Source organism: Glycomyces sp. NPDC049804, from assembly GCF_040674615.1.
GTDB classification, from domain to species: domain Bacteria; phylum Actinomycetota; class Actinomycetes; order Mycobacteriales; family Micromonosporaceae; genus Glycomyces; species Glycomyces niveus.
Genome location: NZ_JBFAMQ010000008.1, coordinates 127,570 through 142,141, shown reverse-complemented (window position 1 = coordinate 142,141; position 14,572 = coordinate 127,570). Strand labels below are relative to the sequence as shown.

The 14,572-nt window shown below is 65.7% G+C and carries 18 protein-coding genes and 1 pseudogene; 12 read left to right on the top strand and 7 right to left on the bottom strand.

All coding sequences use genetic code 11. The features are described from left to right. Window positions 1–305: 305 nt before the first annotated feature. The gene (locus AB0K52_RS15315) at window positions 306–1,802 is read left to right on the top strand and encodes a SulP family inorganic anion transporter (RefSeq protein WP_363531837.1); all 1,497 of its coding nucleotides are present in this window, start codon (window positions 306–308) and stop codon (window positions 1,800–1,802) included. A 151-nt stretch (window positions 1,803–1,953) separates the two neighbouring features. Here the strand turns inward: AB0K52_RS15315 and AB0K52_RS15310 are convergent, their stop codons facing one another. Together AB0K52_RS15310 and AB0K52_RS15305 are read right to left on the bottom strand one after the other, a co-directional pair. Beyond that, on the bottom strand, window positions 1,954–2,967 hold the full coding sequence (locus tag AB0K52_RS15310; RefSeq protein ID WP_363532101.1) for a potassium channel family protein: 1,014 nt from the start codon (window positions 2,965–2,967) through the stop codon (window positions 1,954–1,956). 125 nt (window positions 2,968–3,092) lie between these two features. Beyond that, window positions 3,093–3,497, bottom strand: coding sequence for a four-helix bundle copper-binding protein (locus tag AB0K52_RS15305; RefSeq protein WP_363531834.1), 405 nt, complete (start codon window positions 3,495–3,497; stop codon window positions 3,093–3,095). A gap of 216 nt (window positions 3,498–3,713) precedes the next feature. Here AB0K52_RS15305 and AB0K52_RS15300 point away from each other — a divergent pair, with 216 nt between their 5' ends. The 3 genes from AB0K52_RS15300 (at window position 3,714) to AB0K52_RS15290 (ending at window position 4,902) form a co-directional block, all read left to right on the top strand. After that, a complete protein-coding gene (locus AB0K52_RS15300; protein WP_363531831.1) occupies window positions 3,714–4,076 on the top strand; it encodes a helix-turn-helix transcriptional regulator in 363 nt (120 codons plus the stop codon). Next, window positions 4,073–4,426: a hypothetical protein gene (locus AB0K52_RS15295; RefSeq protein ID WP_363531828.1), complete on the top strand. Its 354-nt coding sequence runs from the start codon at window positions 4,073–4,075 to the stop codon at window positions 4,424–4,426. The genes AB0K52_RS15300 and AB0K52_RS15295 overlap by 4 nt, the downstream gene beginning before the upstream one ends. Before the next feature lie 266 nt (window positions 4,427–4,692). Further along, window positions 4,693–4,902 carry a hypothetical protein gene (locus AB0K52_RS15290; protein ID WP_363531825.1) on the top strand — a complete coding sequence of 70 codons (210 nt, stop codon included), beginning with the start codon at window positions 4,693–4,695 and terminating at the stop codon, window positions 4,900–4,902. A gap of 117 nt (window positions 4,903–5,019) precedes the next feature. On the opposite strand, the gene AB0K52_RS15285 is transcribed toward AB0K52_RS15290, so the two are convergent. Next, window positions 5,020–5,856 (bottom strand): alkyl hydroperoxide reductase, encoded by an 837-nt coding sequence (locus tag AB0K52_RS15285; protein WP_363531822.1) that lies wholly within the window; start codon window positions 5,854–5,856, stop codon window positions 5,020–5,022. 86 nt (window positions 5,857–5,942) lie between these two features. After that, window positions 5,943–6,509, bottom strand: coding sequence for a TetR/AcrR family transcriptional regulator (locus AB0K52_RS15280; RefSeq protein WP_363531819.1), 567 nt, complete (start codon window positions 6,507–6,509; stop codon window positions 5,943–5,945). A 216-nt stretch (window positions 6,510–6,725) separates the two neighbouring features. Between AB0K52_RS15280 and AB0K52_RS15275 the strand changes: the two genes are divergently transcribed. The 3 genes and pseudogenes from AB0K52_RS15275 (at window position 6,726) to AB0K52_RS15265 (ending at window position 8,948) form a co-directional block, all read left to right on the top strand. After that, complete coding sequence (locus AB0K52_RS15275) at window positions 6,726–8,453, top strand: FAD-dependent oxidoreductase (RefSeq protein WP_363531816.1); 1,728 nt, start codon at window positions 6,726–6,728, stop codon at window positions 8,451–8,453. 38 nt (window positions 8,454–8,491) lie between these two features. Then, window positions 8,492–8,740: pseudogene (locus AB0K52_RS15270) on the top strand (metal-sensitive transcriptional regulator); the annotation flags it as partial. Between the two features lie 52 nt (window positions 8,741–8,792). After that, entirely contained in the window at window positions 8,793–8,948 is a 156-nt protein-coding gene (locus tag AB0K52_RS15265; protein WP_363531813.1) for a hypothetical protein, read from the top strand. Window positions 8,949–9,079: 131 nt separating this feature from the next. On the opposite strand, the gene AB0K52_RS15260 is transcribed toward AB0K52_RS15265, so the two are convergent. Beyond that, the gene (locus AB0K52_RS15260) at window positions 9,080–9,208 is read right to left on the bottom strand and encodes a hypothetical protein (protein WP_363531810.1); all 129 of its coding nucleotides are present in this window, start codon (window positions 9,206–9,208) and stop codon (window positions 9,080–9,082) included. Window positions 9,209–9,586: 378 nt separating this feature from the next. Here AB0K52_RS15260 and AB0K52_RS15255 point away from each other — a divergent pair, with 378 nt between their 5' ends. From AB0K52_RS15255 to AB0K52_RS15240, 4 genes are all read left to right on the top strand, one after another. Next, a complete protein-coding gene (locus AB0K52_RS15255) occupies window positions 9,587–9,796 on the top strand; it encodes a hypothetical protein (RefSeq protein WP_363531807.1) in 210 nt (69 codons plus the stop codon). 385 nt (window positions 9,797–10,181) lie between these two features. Then, window positions 10,182–10,559 carry a hypothetical protein gene (locus tag AB0K52_RS15250; protein ID WP_363531804.1) on the top strand — a complete coding sequence of 126 codons (378 nt, stop codon included), beginning with the start codon at window positions 10,182–10,184 and terminating at the stop codon, window positions 10,557–10,559. Between the two features lie 330 nt (window positions 10,560–10,889). Continuing rightward, window positions 10,890–11,537: a hypothetical protein gene (locus AB0K52_RS15245; protein ID WP_363531801.1), complete on the top strand. Its 648-nt coding sequence runs from the start codon at window positions 10,890–10,892 to the stop codon at window positions 11,535–11,537. A gap of 80 nt (window positions 11,538–11,617) precedes the next feature. Further along, complete coding sequence (locus AB0K52_RS15240) at window positions 11,618–12,919, top strand: hypothetical protein (protein ID WP_363531798.1); 1,302 nt, start codon at window positions 11,618–11,620, stop codon at window positions 12,917–12,919. A gap of 553 nt (window positions 12,920–13,472) precedes the next feature. Here the strand turns inward: AB0K52_RS15240 and AB0K52_RS15235 are convergent. Both AB0K52_RS15235 and AB0K52_RS15230 read right to left on the bottom strand, forming a co-directional pair. Further along, entirely contained in the window at window positions 13,473–13,748 is a 276-nt protein-coding gene (locus AB0K52_RS15235; protein WP_363531796.1) for a GntR family transcriptional regulator, read from the bottom strand. Window positions 13,749–13,965: 217 nt separating this feature from the next. After that, window positions 13,966–14,244, bottom strand: a complete 279-nt coding sequence (locus AB0K52_RS15230) for a hypothetical protein (RefSeq protein ID WP_363531793.1) — start codon at window positions 14,242–14,244, stop codon at window positions 13,966–13,968. A gap of 11 nt (window positions 14,245–14,255) precedes the next feature. On the opposite strand from AB0K52_RS15230, the gene AB0K52_RS15225 reads away from it, so the two are divergent. Then, the gene (locus tag AB0K52_RS15225) at window positions 14,256–14,537 is read left to right on the top strand and encodes a hypothetical protein (protein WP_363531790.1); all 282 of its coding nucleotides are present in this window, start codon (window positions 14,256–14,258) and stop codon (window positions 14,535–14,537) included. The last annotated feature ends 35 nt before the right edge of the window (window positions 14,538–14,572 follow it).

Sequence of the window (14,572 nt, the reverse complement as noted above, 5' to 3'; positions counted from 1 at the left end):
CCGGAGACGAACGCCCCGAAGCGGTCTCCAACCTGGTCGACGCCCTGATGAGTCGAATCGGCAACTGAACCTCTCAGTCGTCAACACCTGTAAACGCGCGGGGAGAAAGGACTGGACGGGGCAACTGAAACCTCGGCTCAACTCGCGAGGACCGCATTCTTCCGCGGCGTCATTGTTAGACGCCGCACCACCACACTCGATATGCACGGATGATCTTCTGCTCCTCCGTAGTATCGGTAGTGTCTTCCGGCACCGTCCCAACGTCGCCTCGGTGCGAGTCCGACGCCTCTCTCGAACGGTGCCGCATGCCCTCTGCCCTCCCGCCCGTACTCCGCCGTCTCCGCTTGACCCTGCCTAAACCGCTCGTGCCGTTCCTGCGGACCGAACTGCTCGCCGGGCTACTGGTCGCGCTCGCGCTGATCCCCGAGGCGATCGCGTTCTCGATCATCGCCGGCGTCGACCCCCGGGTCGGGTTGTTCGCCTCGTTCATCATGGCCTGCTCGATCGCGTTCCTCGGCGGCCGCCCGGCCATGATCTCGGCCGCGACCGGCGCGATGGCGCTCGTAGCCGCCCCGCTCGTGGCCTCCCACGGCGTCGGGCACCTCATCGCCGCCACGATCCTCGCGGGCCTGATCCAGGTAGCGCTCGCCTTCGCCGGAGTCGCGAAGCTGATGCGCTTCATCCCCCGCAGCGTCCTCACCGGCTTCATCAACGCCCTCGCGATCCTCATCTTCATGGCCCAGATCCCGCATTTCTGGGGCACGGACTGGTGGGTGTGGGGTCTGGTCGGCGCCGGACTCGCCGTCATCTGGGGCCTGCCGCTGGTGTTCAAAGCCGTCCCCTCGCCGCTGGTCGCGATCGTCGCCCTCACCGCGGTGACGGTGGGCTTCGGGATCGCGGTCCCGACTGTCGGTGACATGGGCGACCTTCCCTCGGGACTGCCGTTCCTCGCACTCCCGGACGTCCCGTTCAACCTCGACACGCTCGGAGTGATCGCGCCGTACGCAGTCGGGCTCGCCGCGGTCGGGCTGCTGGAGTCGCTCATGACCGCGAAGGTCGTCGACGACGCCACCGACACCAGCTCGAACAAGACCCGCGAATCCGCCGGTCAAGGGATCGGCAACGTGCTGGTTGGATTCTTCGGCGGCATGGCCGGGTGCGCGATGATCGGCCAGACCATGATCAACGTCAAGTCCGGCGCGCGCACGCGCCTGTCGACCTTCGCGGCCGGGTTCTTCCTGCTCATCCTCATCGTGGTCCTCGGCGACGTGGTCGCGCAGATCCCGATGGCCGCGCTCGTCGCCGTGATGGTGTTCGTGTCCGCGGTGACCTTCGACTGGCACTCCATCGCTCCCAAGACGCTGCGGCGCATGCCCGTCAGCGAAACGATCGTCATGGTCGCGACCGTCGCGGCCACCGTCGCGACGCACAACCTCGCCATCGGCGTCGGCGCGGGCGTCATCGTCGCCATGGTCGCCTTCGCCCGCAAGGTCGCCCACGTCGTAGAGGTCACCAGCGTCCTCGACCCCGATGGGACCCATGCGGTCTACGCGGTCACCGGCCAGCTGTTCTTCGCCTCGTCCAACGACCTGGTGCACTTCTTCGACTACAACGGCGACCCCGACAAGGTCGTCATCGACCTTTCCGACGCCCACGTGTGGGACGCCTCGACCGTCGCGGCACTCGACGCGATCACCGAGAAGTATGCCAAGCGGGGCAAAGGCGTCGAGATCGTCGGCCTCAACCGGGCCAGCGCCGAACTTCACGGCGAGCTGTCGGGGAACGTCAGTTCAGCGCACTGAGGGCTCGAGCGCTGCCGTCCGGTCGGGCACCTCCCCGATCTGCATGAACTCGCCCTCGGCCATGCCCACCCACACGCCGCAGCGGGGACCGCAACCCTACCGCCGGAGACGTGGGCCTCGACGATGTCGCGATCTGCAGACAAGGCCAGCGTCACTCGCCCCATTCGTGTTCTGGCGGGTCGGAACGTGACCATTGGTGCAGGCCGTTCAGGAACATCCGGGACCGGCACACGGCTTCGCCCGCCCGCTGGTTCAGGGCTGCAGGCACGGGCGTGGTGAGCGCATTGGAGAGCGTGCGGGCGACGGCGGCGACCGCGGCGCGGTCCCGTCCGGTCGGCGCCGGGTCGGCGAGGCTACGGGCGACGGCCGTGCTGAGGTAGGTCTCGGCGATGGTGATCTGCAGCCGTGTCAGTGCCGAATCCAAAGCCTCGGCGGCGGTTCGGAGGCCCGGCACGTACGCCACTGAGACGAGAGCGGCCACCGTCGTCTCGGCGACGTGCCGCAGCGCGGCCTCCGGGTCGTACTCGGGGCGCCGTGAGCGGTAGGTGAAGGCGACCAGCGGGTAGCGGTGCGCCATCTCGTCCACCGCGCGCAGGTGCTCCGCCCAGCTCCTGCACCGTTCGCGGACTTCGTCGATCCCCGCTTCGGCGAGACCGCGGGCGAGCGTCGTGGCGCCGCCCGGGTCCTGGGTCTCGTCGTGGATGGCGAGTGTGAACCGGTTGCGCGTTGCCACGCCGCTGACCACCTCGATCACGTAGGTCGCCATGCCGGTGAACATCGTGAACCCGACCGCGGCTCCAAAGATCGACAGCAGCTGGGCGTAGGTGGACACCGGGGTGACATCGCCGTAGCCGAGCACCGTGATCGTCCCCGCCGCGAAGTACAGGGCATCAGCGAATGTCGGTGCGCCGAGGTCGGTCTGGATTGCGAAGTCGCTGCTCAGCACCGGCCACGCCGTCACCGCCACACCGAGGGTGGCCAGCAGGATCCAGCCGAGGAAGGTGCAGGTCACGATCGCCGGGCCCGCCAGCCCGAGCACGAAGACGCCGATCCTGGCATTGAGCAAGGTCGTCGCCCGCCACACCGCCCGCCGGACGAGCGTGGCGAGCAGGCCCTCCCGATCGGGGTGGAGCACGGTGACGGCCGCATCCCAGGCCACGAGCACGGTCAAGGAGAGACCCAACACCTGAACGGCGATCACGGAGAAGCAGTACCCCGCGCTCCCAGACCTCACGCAGCGACTGCGACCGCAACCTACCGGCGGCGTTCGGCCTTCAGGCCGGCCGTGCTTCAGGCCATGGCGAGCTGCAGGTCGCGGCAGACCCGCTCGCATTCCCGGCAGGTCTCGGCGCACAACCGGCAGTGCTCGTGCATCGACGCGTGCCGCTCGCATTCGTCCGCGCACTCCTTGCAGGCGACGGCGCACGCTTCCAGGAGGGCTCGGCTGATGTTCGCGTCATACCCGGTGTGCCGCGACAGCACGCGCGCCGCCGCCTCGCACACGTCGGCGCCGTCCAGGTCAGTCCGCACGCACTTGACCAGCTCAGCGACCATCGGCTCGCTCAGGCACGCGTCAGCGCACGCCGTGCACGACGCTGAACACGCGGTCAAGGCGTCGTTCGCGGCCGCCAGTCGGGTCCGGTCGAGGTTGATCTCGCCCGGGTAGGTCTCCATCATCGCCTTCGCAGTGGACATGATCGATCCTCCAATCACCGCCGGGTTACCCTCGCCGACGCTGAACCGACACGCGGTCCGGCCAAGCACTGTCCCGACCGGTCCCTAGGTTCGCGCAAGGATGATTCGCCCCGGAGGGGCTCGCCTGCGTGCGCTTCGAACTGCAATGCAAGCTCCGTAGACCCTCAGCCTCGGCCTGCACCCCACCGTCTATCTCTAGTTAGCTAGAGTTGAGGGATGGAGCAGCCATCATTCCGGGTCACGGCCGCGACGCTCGACGTCCTCGAAGTACTCCTGTCTGGAAGCGGAGAGCTGTACGGGTTGCGGATCGCGAAGCTGATCGACCGTCCTAGCGGCAGTGTCGTCCCGATCCTGATGCGGTTGGAGCGTTGCGGGTGGGTCACCAGCGATTGGGAGCCTGAGTCGGGTGACCGGCGCGGGCCGCGTCGCCGGTTCTATGAGCTTGACCCCGACCATGCCGTGGCGGCCAGGGAGCTGCTCGCCGCCCGCAGGTCGGCGTCCGTCGGCCAGGCGCATCGGCTGCGCCCGGGGCTGGCGCAGCTCACCGATCGGCCCGGACCTGCCTGGGGGACGATATGATCGCCGCTCTCGCTTTTGTGCTCTCGGGCGTCGTCATCCCGGTCGGGCTGCTCCTGCTCGTCGAGTGGGCGCCGCGCTTGGCTCACCGAATCGTTCGCGAGGCAGCGGCCCGGCTCGGTGACCTGCAGGCGAGTGAACGGTATGCGGCTGAATGGGAAGCGGAGATGGCCGAGCTGCCGGGCGGACTCTCGCAGCTGTGCTTCGCGCTCGGCCGGATCCTGTACCTCCCGGCCATGACCCGAGAGATCCGCCGCACCCGGCCGCAAACGGCGAGCCCGGAGGGGCGGAACAGAAAGTTCAACTGGGAGATGCTCATCCCCGTCGGGACCCCGTCCATAGGTGACGAGTGATGACCGCCAGCGTCTGACCTGGCGACCGGCAGCGGTGACTTCCTCGAATCGGAACGGATTTCGTTGCACCCCACAATGGCCCATCGGGCCAGCGAGGTCAGGATGATTCGGGGAACCCACGGACCCTGATGCATTGTTAGCGTCGGGGAAAGGCAGACCCCTCGCCTTCGCTCGCCTCCGTCTTTGAACCGCTGAGCGCCCAAGCGGCAGCCGCGGTCGAGGCGTTCACACTTGAAGATCCCATCCCACTTTCGGACCATCTCGCCTTGCTCGGCGTCGAAGTCGAGCGGCTGTGGCGGCTCCCGCGGTGGAACGACGAGCCCGATGCCGATGAGCAGCAAGGCCACTCCGACCGCGAGGAACGCGAGACCGCAATTGGCGCCATCGCCATCGCCGTCGGTCTCGGCGTAGGCGTCGCCGTCATCGCCGGATCGCTGCCTGGGTCAGCCTGGCCGTTGGCCGCCTATGAGGTCTGAGTGCGTCAGCCGCGGTGCTGGCCGAGCGATACGGCATCGGATTGACCAGTGTCAAGATTCGTTCTTGGAGTAGCGGCCCTGCGAGGCGTGCGACCTTCTCAAAGGGGACTGAGGTGGTCAGAGGATGAGGATGATGCCGATGGGGACTGCGGCTGCGGCGGCGAGTAGGGCGGCCGCGGCGGCGCCGCGGTGGTCGTTGCGCAGTTTCCCGAACAGCTGCGACAGGCGGGCCAGAACCGCGAGTGGGGTGGCGGCGCGCCAGACGTCCCGTTCGACCGTGCGTCCGGCGAACGCGATGACGCCTGGCAGGTGGCCGACCGCCCGCAGCAGCGGCCCTGCCATGCCCTTGCTCGCGCCCTGGGGGAGCGGTCGGCCGGATGCGGCTTGAGCGAGCGCAGTGCGAAGGCCGCGTTCATCGTTGGCCCAGTGCGCGCGGTAGAGGATGGTCCCATCGGGACTGAGGAGGTAGGCGGAATTGGGTTTCGGCGACATGGAGCGGTGGAGCCGTCCATCGATGTCGTCGACCGCTACCTCGAAATCGAAACCGTGGTGTGCGCGAAGCTCGAGGGCGTGCTCCCATTTCTCCGACAGGGATCGCGGTTGGGGGAACACCTCACCGGGATGGGCTTCACGTGTGTTGACGACGACGAAGCGGATCCTTCCGGCGAACTCGCGGTGCAGGTTTCGCAGCACCGGGCCGGCGCTCTCGGTAACCGGGCAGGTGCGGGACCCGAACACCATGAGGACCGGCGCGGCTCCGAGCGCATCGTCCCGGAACCTGCCTCGATCGAGCGTCGGCAGATCGAACGAGGGCACCCGGTCCCCGGCCTTGGGCGCGGTGGCGTTGAAACGCAGGTCGTCGAGGAGGAGCTTGGTGGTGAATCGCTCGAAGCGGTAGGCCCGCTCCGGCTCGGTCGCGGCTGGGAGGTCGCTCTGTGCCGGCGGTTCGATCATCGGTTGGTCGCTTTCGTGAGTTCGTAAAAGTTGACCGTTCAGTCAACTCGATGGGTATGCGAAGGGCGGGGCCTTCGGCGTGAGATTCAGGCGGCGGTGATGAGGGCTCGGACCGTGTCGCGGGTCGAGACGACTTGGTTTGGGCGGTCGAACACCTTGGCGAGCAGCGCCATGCCCTGCAGGTATGCCAGGATGCGCAGCGCCGCGGCATGCGGATCGATCGACTGGGGGATCTGTCCGCGCACTTGGGCCTCGTGTACGGCTTCGGAGAAGTATCCGGCCCACGCCTCCAGTACCGCTTGCGCCCGGTCCCTGCTTGGGCCGGGTTGTGCCGACAGTTCCGCGGTCAGGCCGCCGAGCGGGCAGCCTGGCGTCGTCCCCATCTTCTGGCGCATCAGGCCGAGCATCCGGCCGAAGCCGTCGATGAAGCGGTCGATGCGGTCGAGAGGCTCGACCGCCGCTTGGAACGCCTCGTCCAGCATGGCGCGCATCAGATCCCAGTTCGCATCCAGGACTGCGAGGCCGAGCGTGTCCTTCGAGGGGAAGAAGTGGTAGAGACTGCCCCGGTGAATTCCCGCCTCAGTGCAGATGTCCTCGATGCTCACCTCTGCCAGCGATGCTCCGTGGATGAGGTCGCGCGCCGTTCGGAGCACTCGTTCTCGTGTTTCTCGCGCCACAACGGCTTCTCCTCCTTGACTGTTCGGTCAAGAATCTACTCCGTTCTTGACCGAACAGTCAAGAAGGTGGACGTGCCGGAGTCGTTTCCGGATCCGCCGACTCCGACTCGCGCGCTTGCCTCGGCTCTTCATGATCCAGATCTCCCCGGCGATCCCTGCCGAATTCAATACCCCCGGGGGTATCTTGGCGGTATGGAGGACAGCAGCAGGACCAGTACCCCCGCTTCGAGCGCTCCGGTGCGGATCGTCGTCGTCGGCGGCGTGGCCGGCGGGATGAGTGCCGCCGCGAGGGCGCGGCGACTCGATGAGCGTGCCGAGATCGTGGTGCTCGAGCGGGGCGCGCACGTCTCGTTCGCGAATTGCGGACTCCCGTACCACGTCGGCGGTGAGATCGAGGACGAGTCGGCGCTGCTGGTGCAGACCCCCGAGTCGCTGCGCGCCGCGCTGAATCTGGATGTGCGGACCCGACACGAGGTGATCGGGCTCGACACCGTCTCGAAGCGGCTGACGGTGCGCACCGATGCCGGGACCGAAACGCTCCGGTACGACGCCTTGATACTCTCACCGGGCGCGCAGGCCGTCGTCCCACCGGTGCCGGGCCTGGACTCCGAGCGGGTCCGGACGCTCCGGACCGTCGAGGACGCGGTCGCGCTGCGGCGTTCGGCCGACCTCGGGGCCGCGAAGGCCGTGGTCATCGGCGCGGGTTTCATCGGCGTCGAGACCGCTGAGGCGCTGGCCGGGCGCGGCATCGACGTCACCCTGGTCGAATTCGCTCCACATCCGCTGCCGCCGTTGGAGACCGAGATGGCGCAGCCGGTAGCGGCCGAACTCCGCCGCCTGGGGATCGACCTGCGCACCGGGGTCGCCGCCGAACGGGTGCGACCGGGCGCCGAGCACGACCTCGTCGACCTCACCGACGGCACGGCCGTCGAAGCCGACCTCATCGTCCTGTCCGTCGGGGTGCGCCCCGACACCGAGGTCTTCGAGCGCGGAGGCATCTCCTGCGAGCGCGGCGCGATCGTCATCGACGACCACGGCCGCACCTCTGTCCCCGGCGTGTGGGCCGTGGGCGATGCGGTGATCAGCACCGACCAGGTCACCGGCGCGCACCGGCCGGTCGCGTTGGCGGGGCCGGCGAACCGCGCCGGGCGCCTGGTCGCCGACGACATCCTCAGACCGGGCTCCGCCCGTCCGCTGCCGCGGCCCGTCGGCACCGCGATCGTGCGGGCCGGGAGTCTGACCGCGGCGCTCACCGGCGCGAACCGCGCGAGCCTGCGGGCCGCCGGGATCGCGTTCCATACGCTGCATCTGCACCCGAAGCACCACGCCGCCTACTTCCCGGGAGCCGCGACCATGCATGTGCTGCTGCACTTCCGCGAGGGGGACGGGCTGCTCCTGGGCGCTCAGGCGGTCGGGAGTGAAGGCGTCGACAAGCGGATCGACGTGCTCGCCACGGCGCTGCGCGCCGGCATGGGCGTGGCCGACCTCATCGATCTCGACCTCGCCTACGCCCCGCCCTACGGCCAGGCCAAGGACCCGGTCAACCTGGCGGGCCTCATCGGCTCCAACGTGCTCGACGGGACCCTCCGGCTGTGGCACGCCGACGACCTCGACCGCGTCTCCGACGAAGCGCTCGTGCTGGATGTGCGCACCCGCGGCGAGTACGACGCGGGCCACCTGCCGGGGACGATGCATGTGCCGCATGTCGAACTGCGCGAACGCCTCGACGAGGTACGAGCGACCGCGGCCGGGCGGCCGGTCCGCGTGCTGTGCGAGTCGGGGGTGCGGTCGAACATCGCGCACAGGGTCCTCGCACAGGCCGGTCTCGACAGCGCCTCGCTGTCCGGGGGCATGCTCACGCTGCGCGCCGCGTTGGGCGACCGGATCCTCGCCGACGCGTTGGTCGCCGCGACCGACTGACTGTGACAGCCGATGAACCCCGATGAAGGAGCCGAACCATGGCAATTCCCGATCCGCAAGCGCAACGCCGCGTCTTGAACCGACTCAAGCGCGCCCGAGGCCAGCTCGACGCGGTCATCACCGCGGTCGAGGAGGGCGGTCGCTGCCGTGACGTCGTCACCCAGCTCGCCGCGGTCTCGACCGCGCTCGACCGCGCCGGCTTCGCGATCGTGTCCACCGCGATGAAGGACTGCATCGCCGACCCCGAGCGGGCCGCCGCGGACGAAGGCGGCCTGACCACCGAAGATGAGCGACCCGCCCGGCCTGGCACCGAACCGACAGAAAGAGGACGATCCTTCCATGTGCTACCCCGTGAAGTGCCGCCAATGCGGCAACACCACCTGGGCCGGCTGCGGCCAGCACGCCCGCGAAGTCATGAGCGCGGTCCCCAAGGCCGAGCGCTGCGAAGGCCACGAGAAGCAGCCAGGCCTGCTCGCCAGGTTCCGCCGGCGCTGAACAGCCGCCGGCAGAGGCTTGAGGAGGCTGCACCGCTTGACGACCGGTGCTCCGGGACGGCGGGTGAGGCAAGGTGGTGGGAGTGTCAGAGTCTTGTGACGCTGGGCATTCTGTGCGTTCGGTTCCTACGGTTACGCGCGTTTGTAGGTGCGGGCGGCGAGTGGGGTGAAGAGGGCGACGAGGGCTGCGGACCAGGCGAGGGTCCAGAGGATGTCGCCGGTGACGGTGTGGCCTGCGGGGATGGCGTCGGGGCCTAGCATGAGGCCGCCCGGTCGCCGGTCACGACTGGCAGGCGCACCAGTCGCTCGCGAAGCTCGCGCCGACCGCATTCGCGCCACGGTCGAGGGCATCATCGCGGCCGCGAAGGCACCAGAGTGACAGGCCCCGGCCTCGGCACCAACGTCGACTGCGTGCGCGAATCGCATCGGTCGACCTGTTCCAGTCCTTCCCGCTCGGCGTCGACCCCCGGGGCCAGGCCGTCACGGGTGAACTGATGTTCACCGACTGGCTGGCAGGGCGGCGTCCTTTCCACCGACCGCGTCGGCAAGGTCTGGCGCGAGATCCGCCCCGACGCTCTCACTAAGGAGGAGCTGAAGCGTGGCCTCGCGAAGGTCCCGTACAAGCTGCGGCACGCCTGCGTGTCCAACTGGCTCGCCGCCGGAATCGACCCCGCTCAAGTCGCTGAGTGGGCCGGGCACAGCGTCGAGACGCCGCTGCAGGAATACGCCAAGTGCCTTGACGGGAACGCCGAGCGCGCCAAGCGGCGACTGCTTCTTGCACTTGCCGAAGAAGACGACGACGAAGCCAAGGACAACGCCGCAGGTGAGGGTGGGGGAGAGGCCGCCTAGAAATCTGACCTAATTCTGACCGGCGAGCCGGAATCGGCCGTCCCGGGCCGGAATCAGCCGGACCACTGCCGCAGAAACGACAACGGCCCTTGACCGGGAAATCCCCGGTCAGGGGCCGTTCTGGCTGGTGATTGATGGTGAGGAAAGTGCCCCCGGCAGGATTCGAACCTGCGACGCACGGTTTAGGAAACCGGACGCAATACCGGCGTCCATCTGCCCCTTAGCTCGGGTTCGCCCAAGAATCTGACTCAGTCCTGACTGCAGTCCAGATTCGGGCGAGCCCGACCGCCGAAAAGCGCCGGACTCGAAGCTACCGCGGCCCCTGTGCGGGCCTGTGCGCGTCTGGGGGATGACGTGCCTAGTCGAAGCTCGTTAGGCTGGCGAGATGACGCCAGAGAAGCTTCTCGACGCCCTGCGGGCCTTGGGGTACGAAGTCGTCTACGACCCCGAGTCCCATCCCGACGGACCCACCGAAGGTGACATCCCCGATCTCCTCGGCCGGCTGACCGCAGCGATCGACGCCGAGACCACAGCCCTGGTCAATCCCGGCGACGAATCGATCGCCGACTTCCGCGAGGGCTACATCGCCGCCCTAGCCGGCCGCGTCGACTTCTTCAGGGCGATGATCGTTCGCACCTCGGTCACCAGCCTGATGCCTGACACCGAGCAGATGCGCGAGGTCGACGGCGTCACCGACTTCCGCGATGCCCTCCAGGTCGCCGGCGGGCGTCTAGTCGCCACATTGAGCGGCGAAGACCTTTAGCGCGAACTTTGACGCGCGAGACGCGCCTTGGGCCCTTACTCGACCTAGGGACGGGTCCCCGCAGGGCCTGTGCGTCCATCTCAGCGGGTCGAGTTTTCGCAGGTAGATAGCTAAATCCTGGCATTTGCCGAGATTGCCTTTACGACTGGGTCCGGTCGAGTCCGGCGAGATCTGGTGCCACTTGGCGAAGCAGCCGAATGTTCTGCCCCCTGGAATGTGCGGTGTCGGAACGACGACAGCGCGAGCTGCTGCCGAGATGGTATCTGAAGGTCGGCTGCGAGCTCCTTGCTCTGCATTGAGAACCGCTTTTCTCACCGAACGGACTGATGTGTGAACGACCAGGACCCTGACGACGATCCGCGCCACGACGACCTGGAGGCGCGGGCGACCCACGCAACGATCCGGAGTGCCAAGTATGGGAAGTGGGCGCTTGTCCTAACCTTCTTCGGCATCCTCTACATGCTGGCGATCGATTTTGGGATCTTGAGTTTTCGCGCGGACGAGGACGGGGAGACCAGCGTCGTTTTCAACCCGAAGCCCTTCTCTGCGGTCGGTGATTTCGCCTCGGACAAGTGGGGCGACGTAACGAACTGGTGGGATGAGCGCGAAAGGAAGCAGGAAGAAGAGGAGCGCAGGGAGGAGCAAGAGGCAAAGGAAGCGCGGCAAGAACGGATTGAGCGATACGGAGAATTCCGAGCTGGGCGCGGGTTCTGGGGCCTTCTAGGGCTGTTCCTGCTAGCAGTGTTCATAGCGTTCGCAGCCGGGTTGTTTGCTGCTTCTAGGTGGGGCTTGTTGTGGTTGAGTCTTGGCTGTTATGTGCTACCCGGACTGGCTTTCATCGCCATCTTCTGGCCGTCGCTCGGAGGACCGGGGGTCACGTTGAGTGCGTTCCTCTGGTTCTTCCCGTTTGGTGTTGCCGGAGTAGCGATGTTCACCGAGGATTTGGACTTGGCTGAAAAGGAGTCAAATCCGCATTAAATGGCAAGGGATGAGGCCATTCCTGGGGCCCGCGTTCACGAGGGCTGGCGTGGGCAAGCTTCTGCCGCTATGGTGTTTGAATGGTTGAGCGCTCCAGACCTCAGGATTGGACACCGGAGTGGTGGTGTCCCGCAGTACCCGGTGGATTCGTCCAGGTCGCTGATGAGGCAAAGGAGGAGCTTGTACATCTTGTTCACCAAGAGCTTGAAGATCGTCAAATCGCCTGCAACTCCCACGGGTATTCAACAGCGAGTGGAGATCTGGTCCGCGATTGGGTTCCCACCTCGATCGGTGGCGAGGAGCATGCCCGCCTGATAGGAGCCTTCCGCGAAAAGAACCGGGTTACCTTCGAAGTCCTTGGAACGGGAGAGCCTAATAACGACCAGATCGACTTCTGGTATCAAGTCATCAACGCCGCCCTGCAGCGGCTTGGAACCCGCGAAGAGTACGTCTGGCACGCCGTGATCTCCGAAGATCCTCCCCATCTCGGCATGCTTGGGAAGCGACTCGAGGCTCAGGCGCATATTTCTGGACTTGATTTGAAGCCATATCACGGTCCTGTGGTGGAGGACGTACGCTCCTCAATGCTAGGGTTCGGGGCCGTACCGTCGATGTTCATACATTGGCCTGTCCAAGTGAGTGGGAGGACCACTTGCTACGACTGGCTCAGTGAAGGAGAATGGCGCACGACTCTATGGCTGTCTCGCATCACTGCTTTGTTGTCTCTCTGGTGGGATTCTCCGTGGTCGGCGCGTATCGGGCCTCGGATAGGGATCGAACCAGATCAAGAGAAGGATTACATTTTCGGGCATCGGTGGAGGCCGTACAAGGTTCCTGAGCCAGAAGAGACTCTCGGCCAGCGTGTTTCAGTTCCGGTTGGTCTCAACCATGCAGAGGCTCTGCTGACCAAAGAGCGTCGGCTGTTTGAGGCTATCTCTATCCACAAGGAAGGGCTCTCGCTCCAGCGCGAACATCCATCGCTGGCGCTTGTAAGTTTTATTGCCGCAATCGAGGCTGTCGCACAGATCGACAGGAGGGCAGAGAAGTGCCCCGGTTGTGAGTGTGGAAAGTTCAAGGGTTGTGGCTTGACTATCGGGAGTAGCGACCGATTCAAGAAGGCTGTGCGAAGCGTCCTGAGCGAAAGCGAGACAAGCTCAATAGAGGATTACTATGGTGGTGCAGGTCGATCCGGTACGGTGCACCGGGGGAAGCTCCACGGGATAGATGCGCATGCCTTGCATTCAGGAGCTATGTCCTACCTAACCGAGAATACTTCGTTGAGATTCTCGATCGTCACGGTGTCCACTGTTCGGAAGGCCAGTCGACTTCTGTTGCTGCAGAAGCTCTCGATGCTCAAGGATCCTGAGGCTTCCCAGGACTAAGTAATCTATCCAAGTAGAGCTCGCTGTTCCCCAAAGGTGTCGAACTCACCGTGGCGAGAATGGAGGAAATACAATAAACCCTCGCCATATCAGGTTGAACTGCGGGAACAGCGCCGAGGTCGCCATGCATCAAACCAATGCGAAACCCGGCTGGACATGCAGTTAACCTTCTGGATGAGGGCACTCTGGAGAAGTTTGGTGGATGTCGGTGGAGGTATGCGCCGGGTTTGCGCCATATGGCGCGGATGGGCAGCCCCACAGGTCAAGATCCTGGCCCGGCGGTTTACTGCATTTCCACCATTCTCTGCATAGGGCTATCACCGACGCACCTCCGGGTCAGCTGCCAGAGGCCTTGATGCCTCGATCCCTAGCGGCATTGGCGACGTCGGAAGGGCCACTGGCCAATTGTGGCTCGCCGTTCTGGATCGCCCTGAGATGCCGCAGGCTCTTCAGGTCTTGTCCTGGAGCTCGCTCTAGCTCATCCATGATCTTGCGGACCTGGTCAACAAGGGGTAGGTGTTGCTCGTAGCTCCCGGGTTCGCTGTGCTTGAGGTCAGACGTCTTCGGCGGTGGGCTGAGTGATGGCCTGCGGCGAGACGAAGGTGCCGCGGCCGGGCACTGTGAAGAGCACGCCTTCGTCGATGAGGAGACGAACAGCCTTTCGGGTGGTCTCCCGGGCAAGGCCATAGGCCTGCACGAGCTGGGCTTCGGAGAGGATCTGCCGGTTTGGCGCCCAATCGCCTCGTTCGATTCGGGCGCGCAGGATCCCAGCAAGCTGCAGATAGACGGGCGTCGGCTCGTCGTGATCGATCGTTGCGTCTGGGTCCATGCCGTGACGCTAGACGGAAACACACCTCCATTTACTAGTATCGACGCCTATAGACGTCCATAGACATGGCTAGACAGGTTGGTTATGCTGAGGGACACGAAGACCCTGGCGACCTTGCAGCGGTCCCAGGGTGTGGCCTCACCCGATCTGGAAGTGAGACATGGTCAGAGTATCGAGCATCCCTTGGTCTGCGGAAGACCCTGAGTCACAGGACAACTCAGACGGACTCCCGCTCGGTGTAGTTCCGGCCCGCATGAGCTACGACTTCTCGTGGGATGACGTCATTGAAGTCGTCGAGCTCTACCTTGATCCGGTTCGCGAGGACGGGTACCTGGTCCTGGTCGCAAGGCATGTCGAGGAGGAACACATCGGCACATTGTTCTGGTCCGGACCGACACTGCACGGGGTGATCTGGCGAGGTCGGGCAAGTGAGCGATCGCAGGGGTGGCGAGACCACCAGCAGTCCCGACTGCGTGTTCGTCTCGAGCAGCACCATGGCGGTGGACGATGAGCGTGCTTGGAAGCTTCGCTTTCCGCGACATGGTGATCGAGGTCGAAGAGCTCGTCAGCACCGACTTCAACTTCACGGTTCTGTGGCTACACCGCATCGACGACGGGTGTCGAGAGACCGTCGTCGTCCATCGTGACGGCCAGTTCTATCCCTCCGTAGGCGTGGACCTTGGGGAGCTCGGGCTCGCCGAGCTCGGCATCGCCTTGGAGCGCTTCATGGACAGTCGCAGCGGGAGCACTTCCGTCGGCGCCTACGACGAAGAGAAGGGGGTCGACTGAGCGAATGCTCAGTCGACCCCCTTGACCATTGGCGG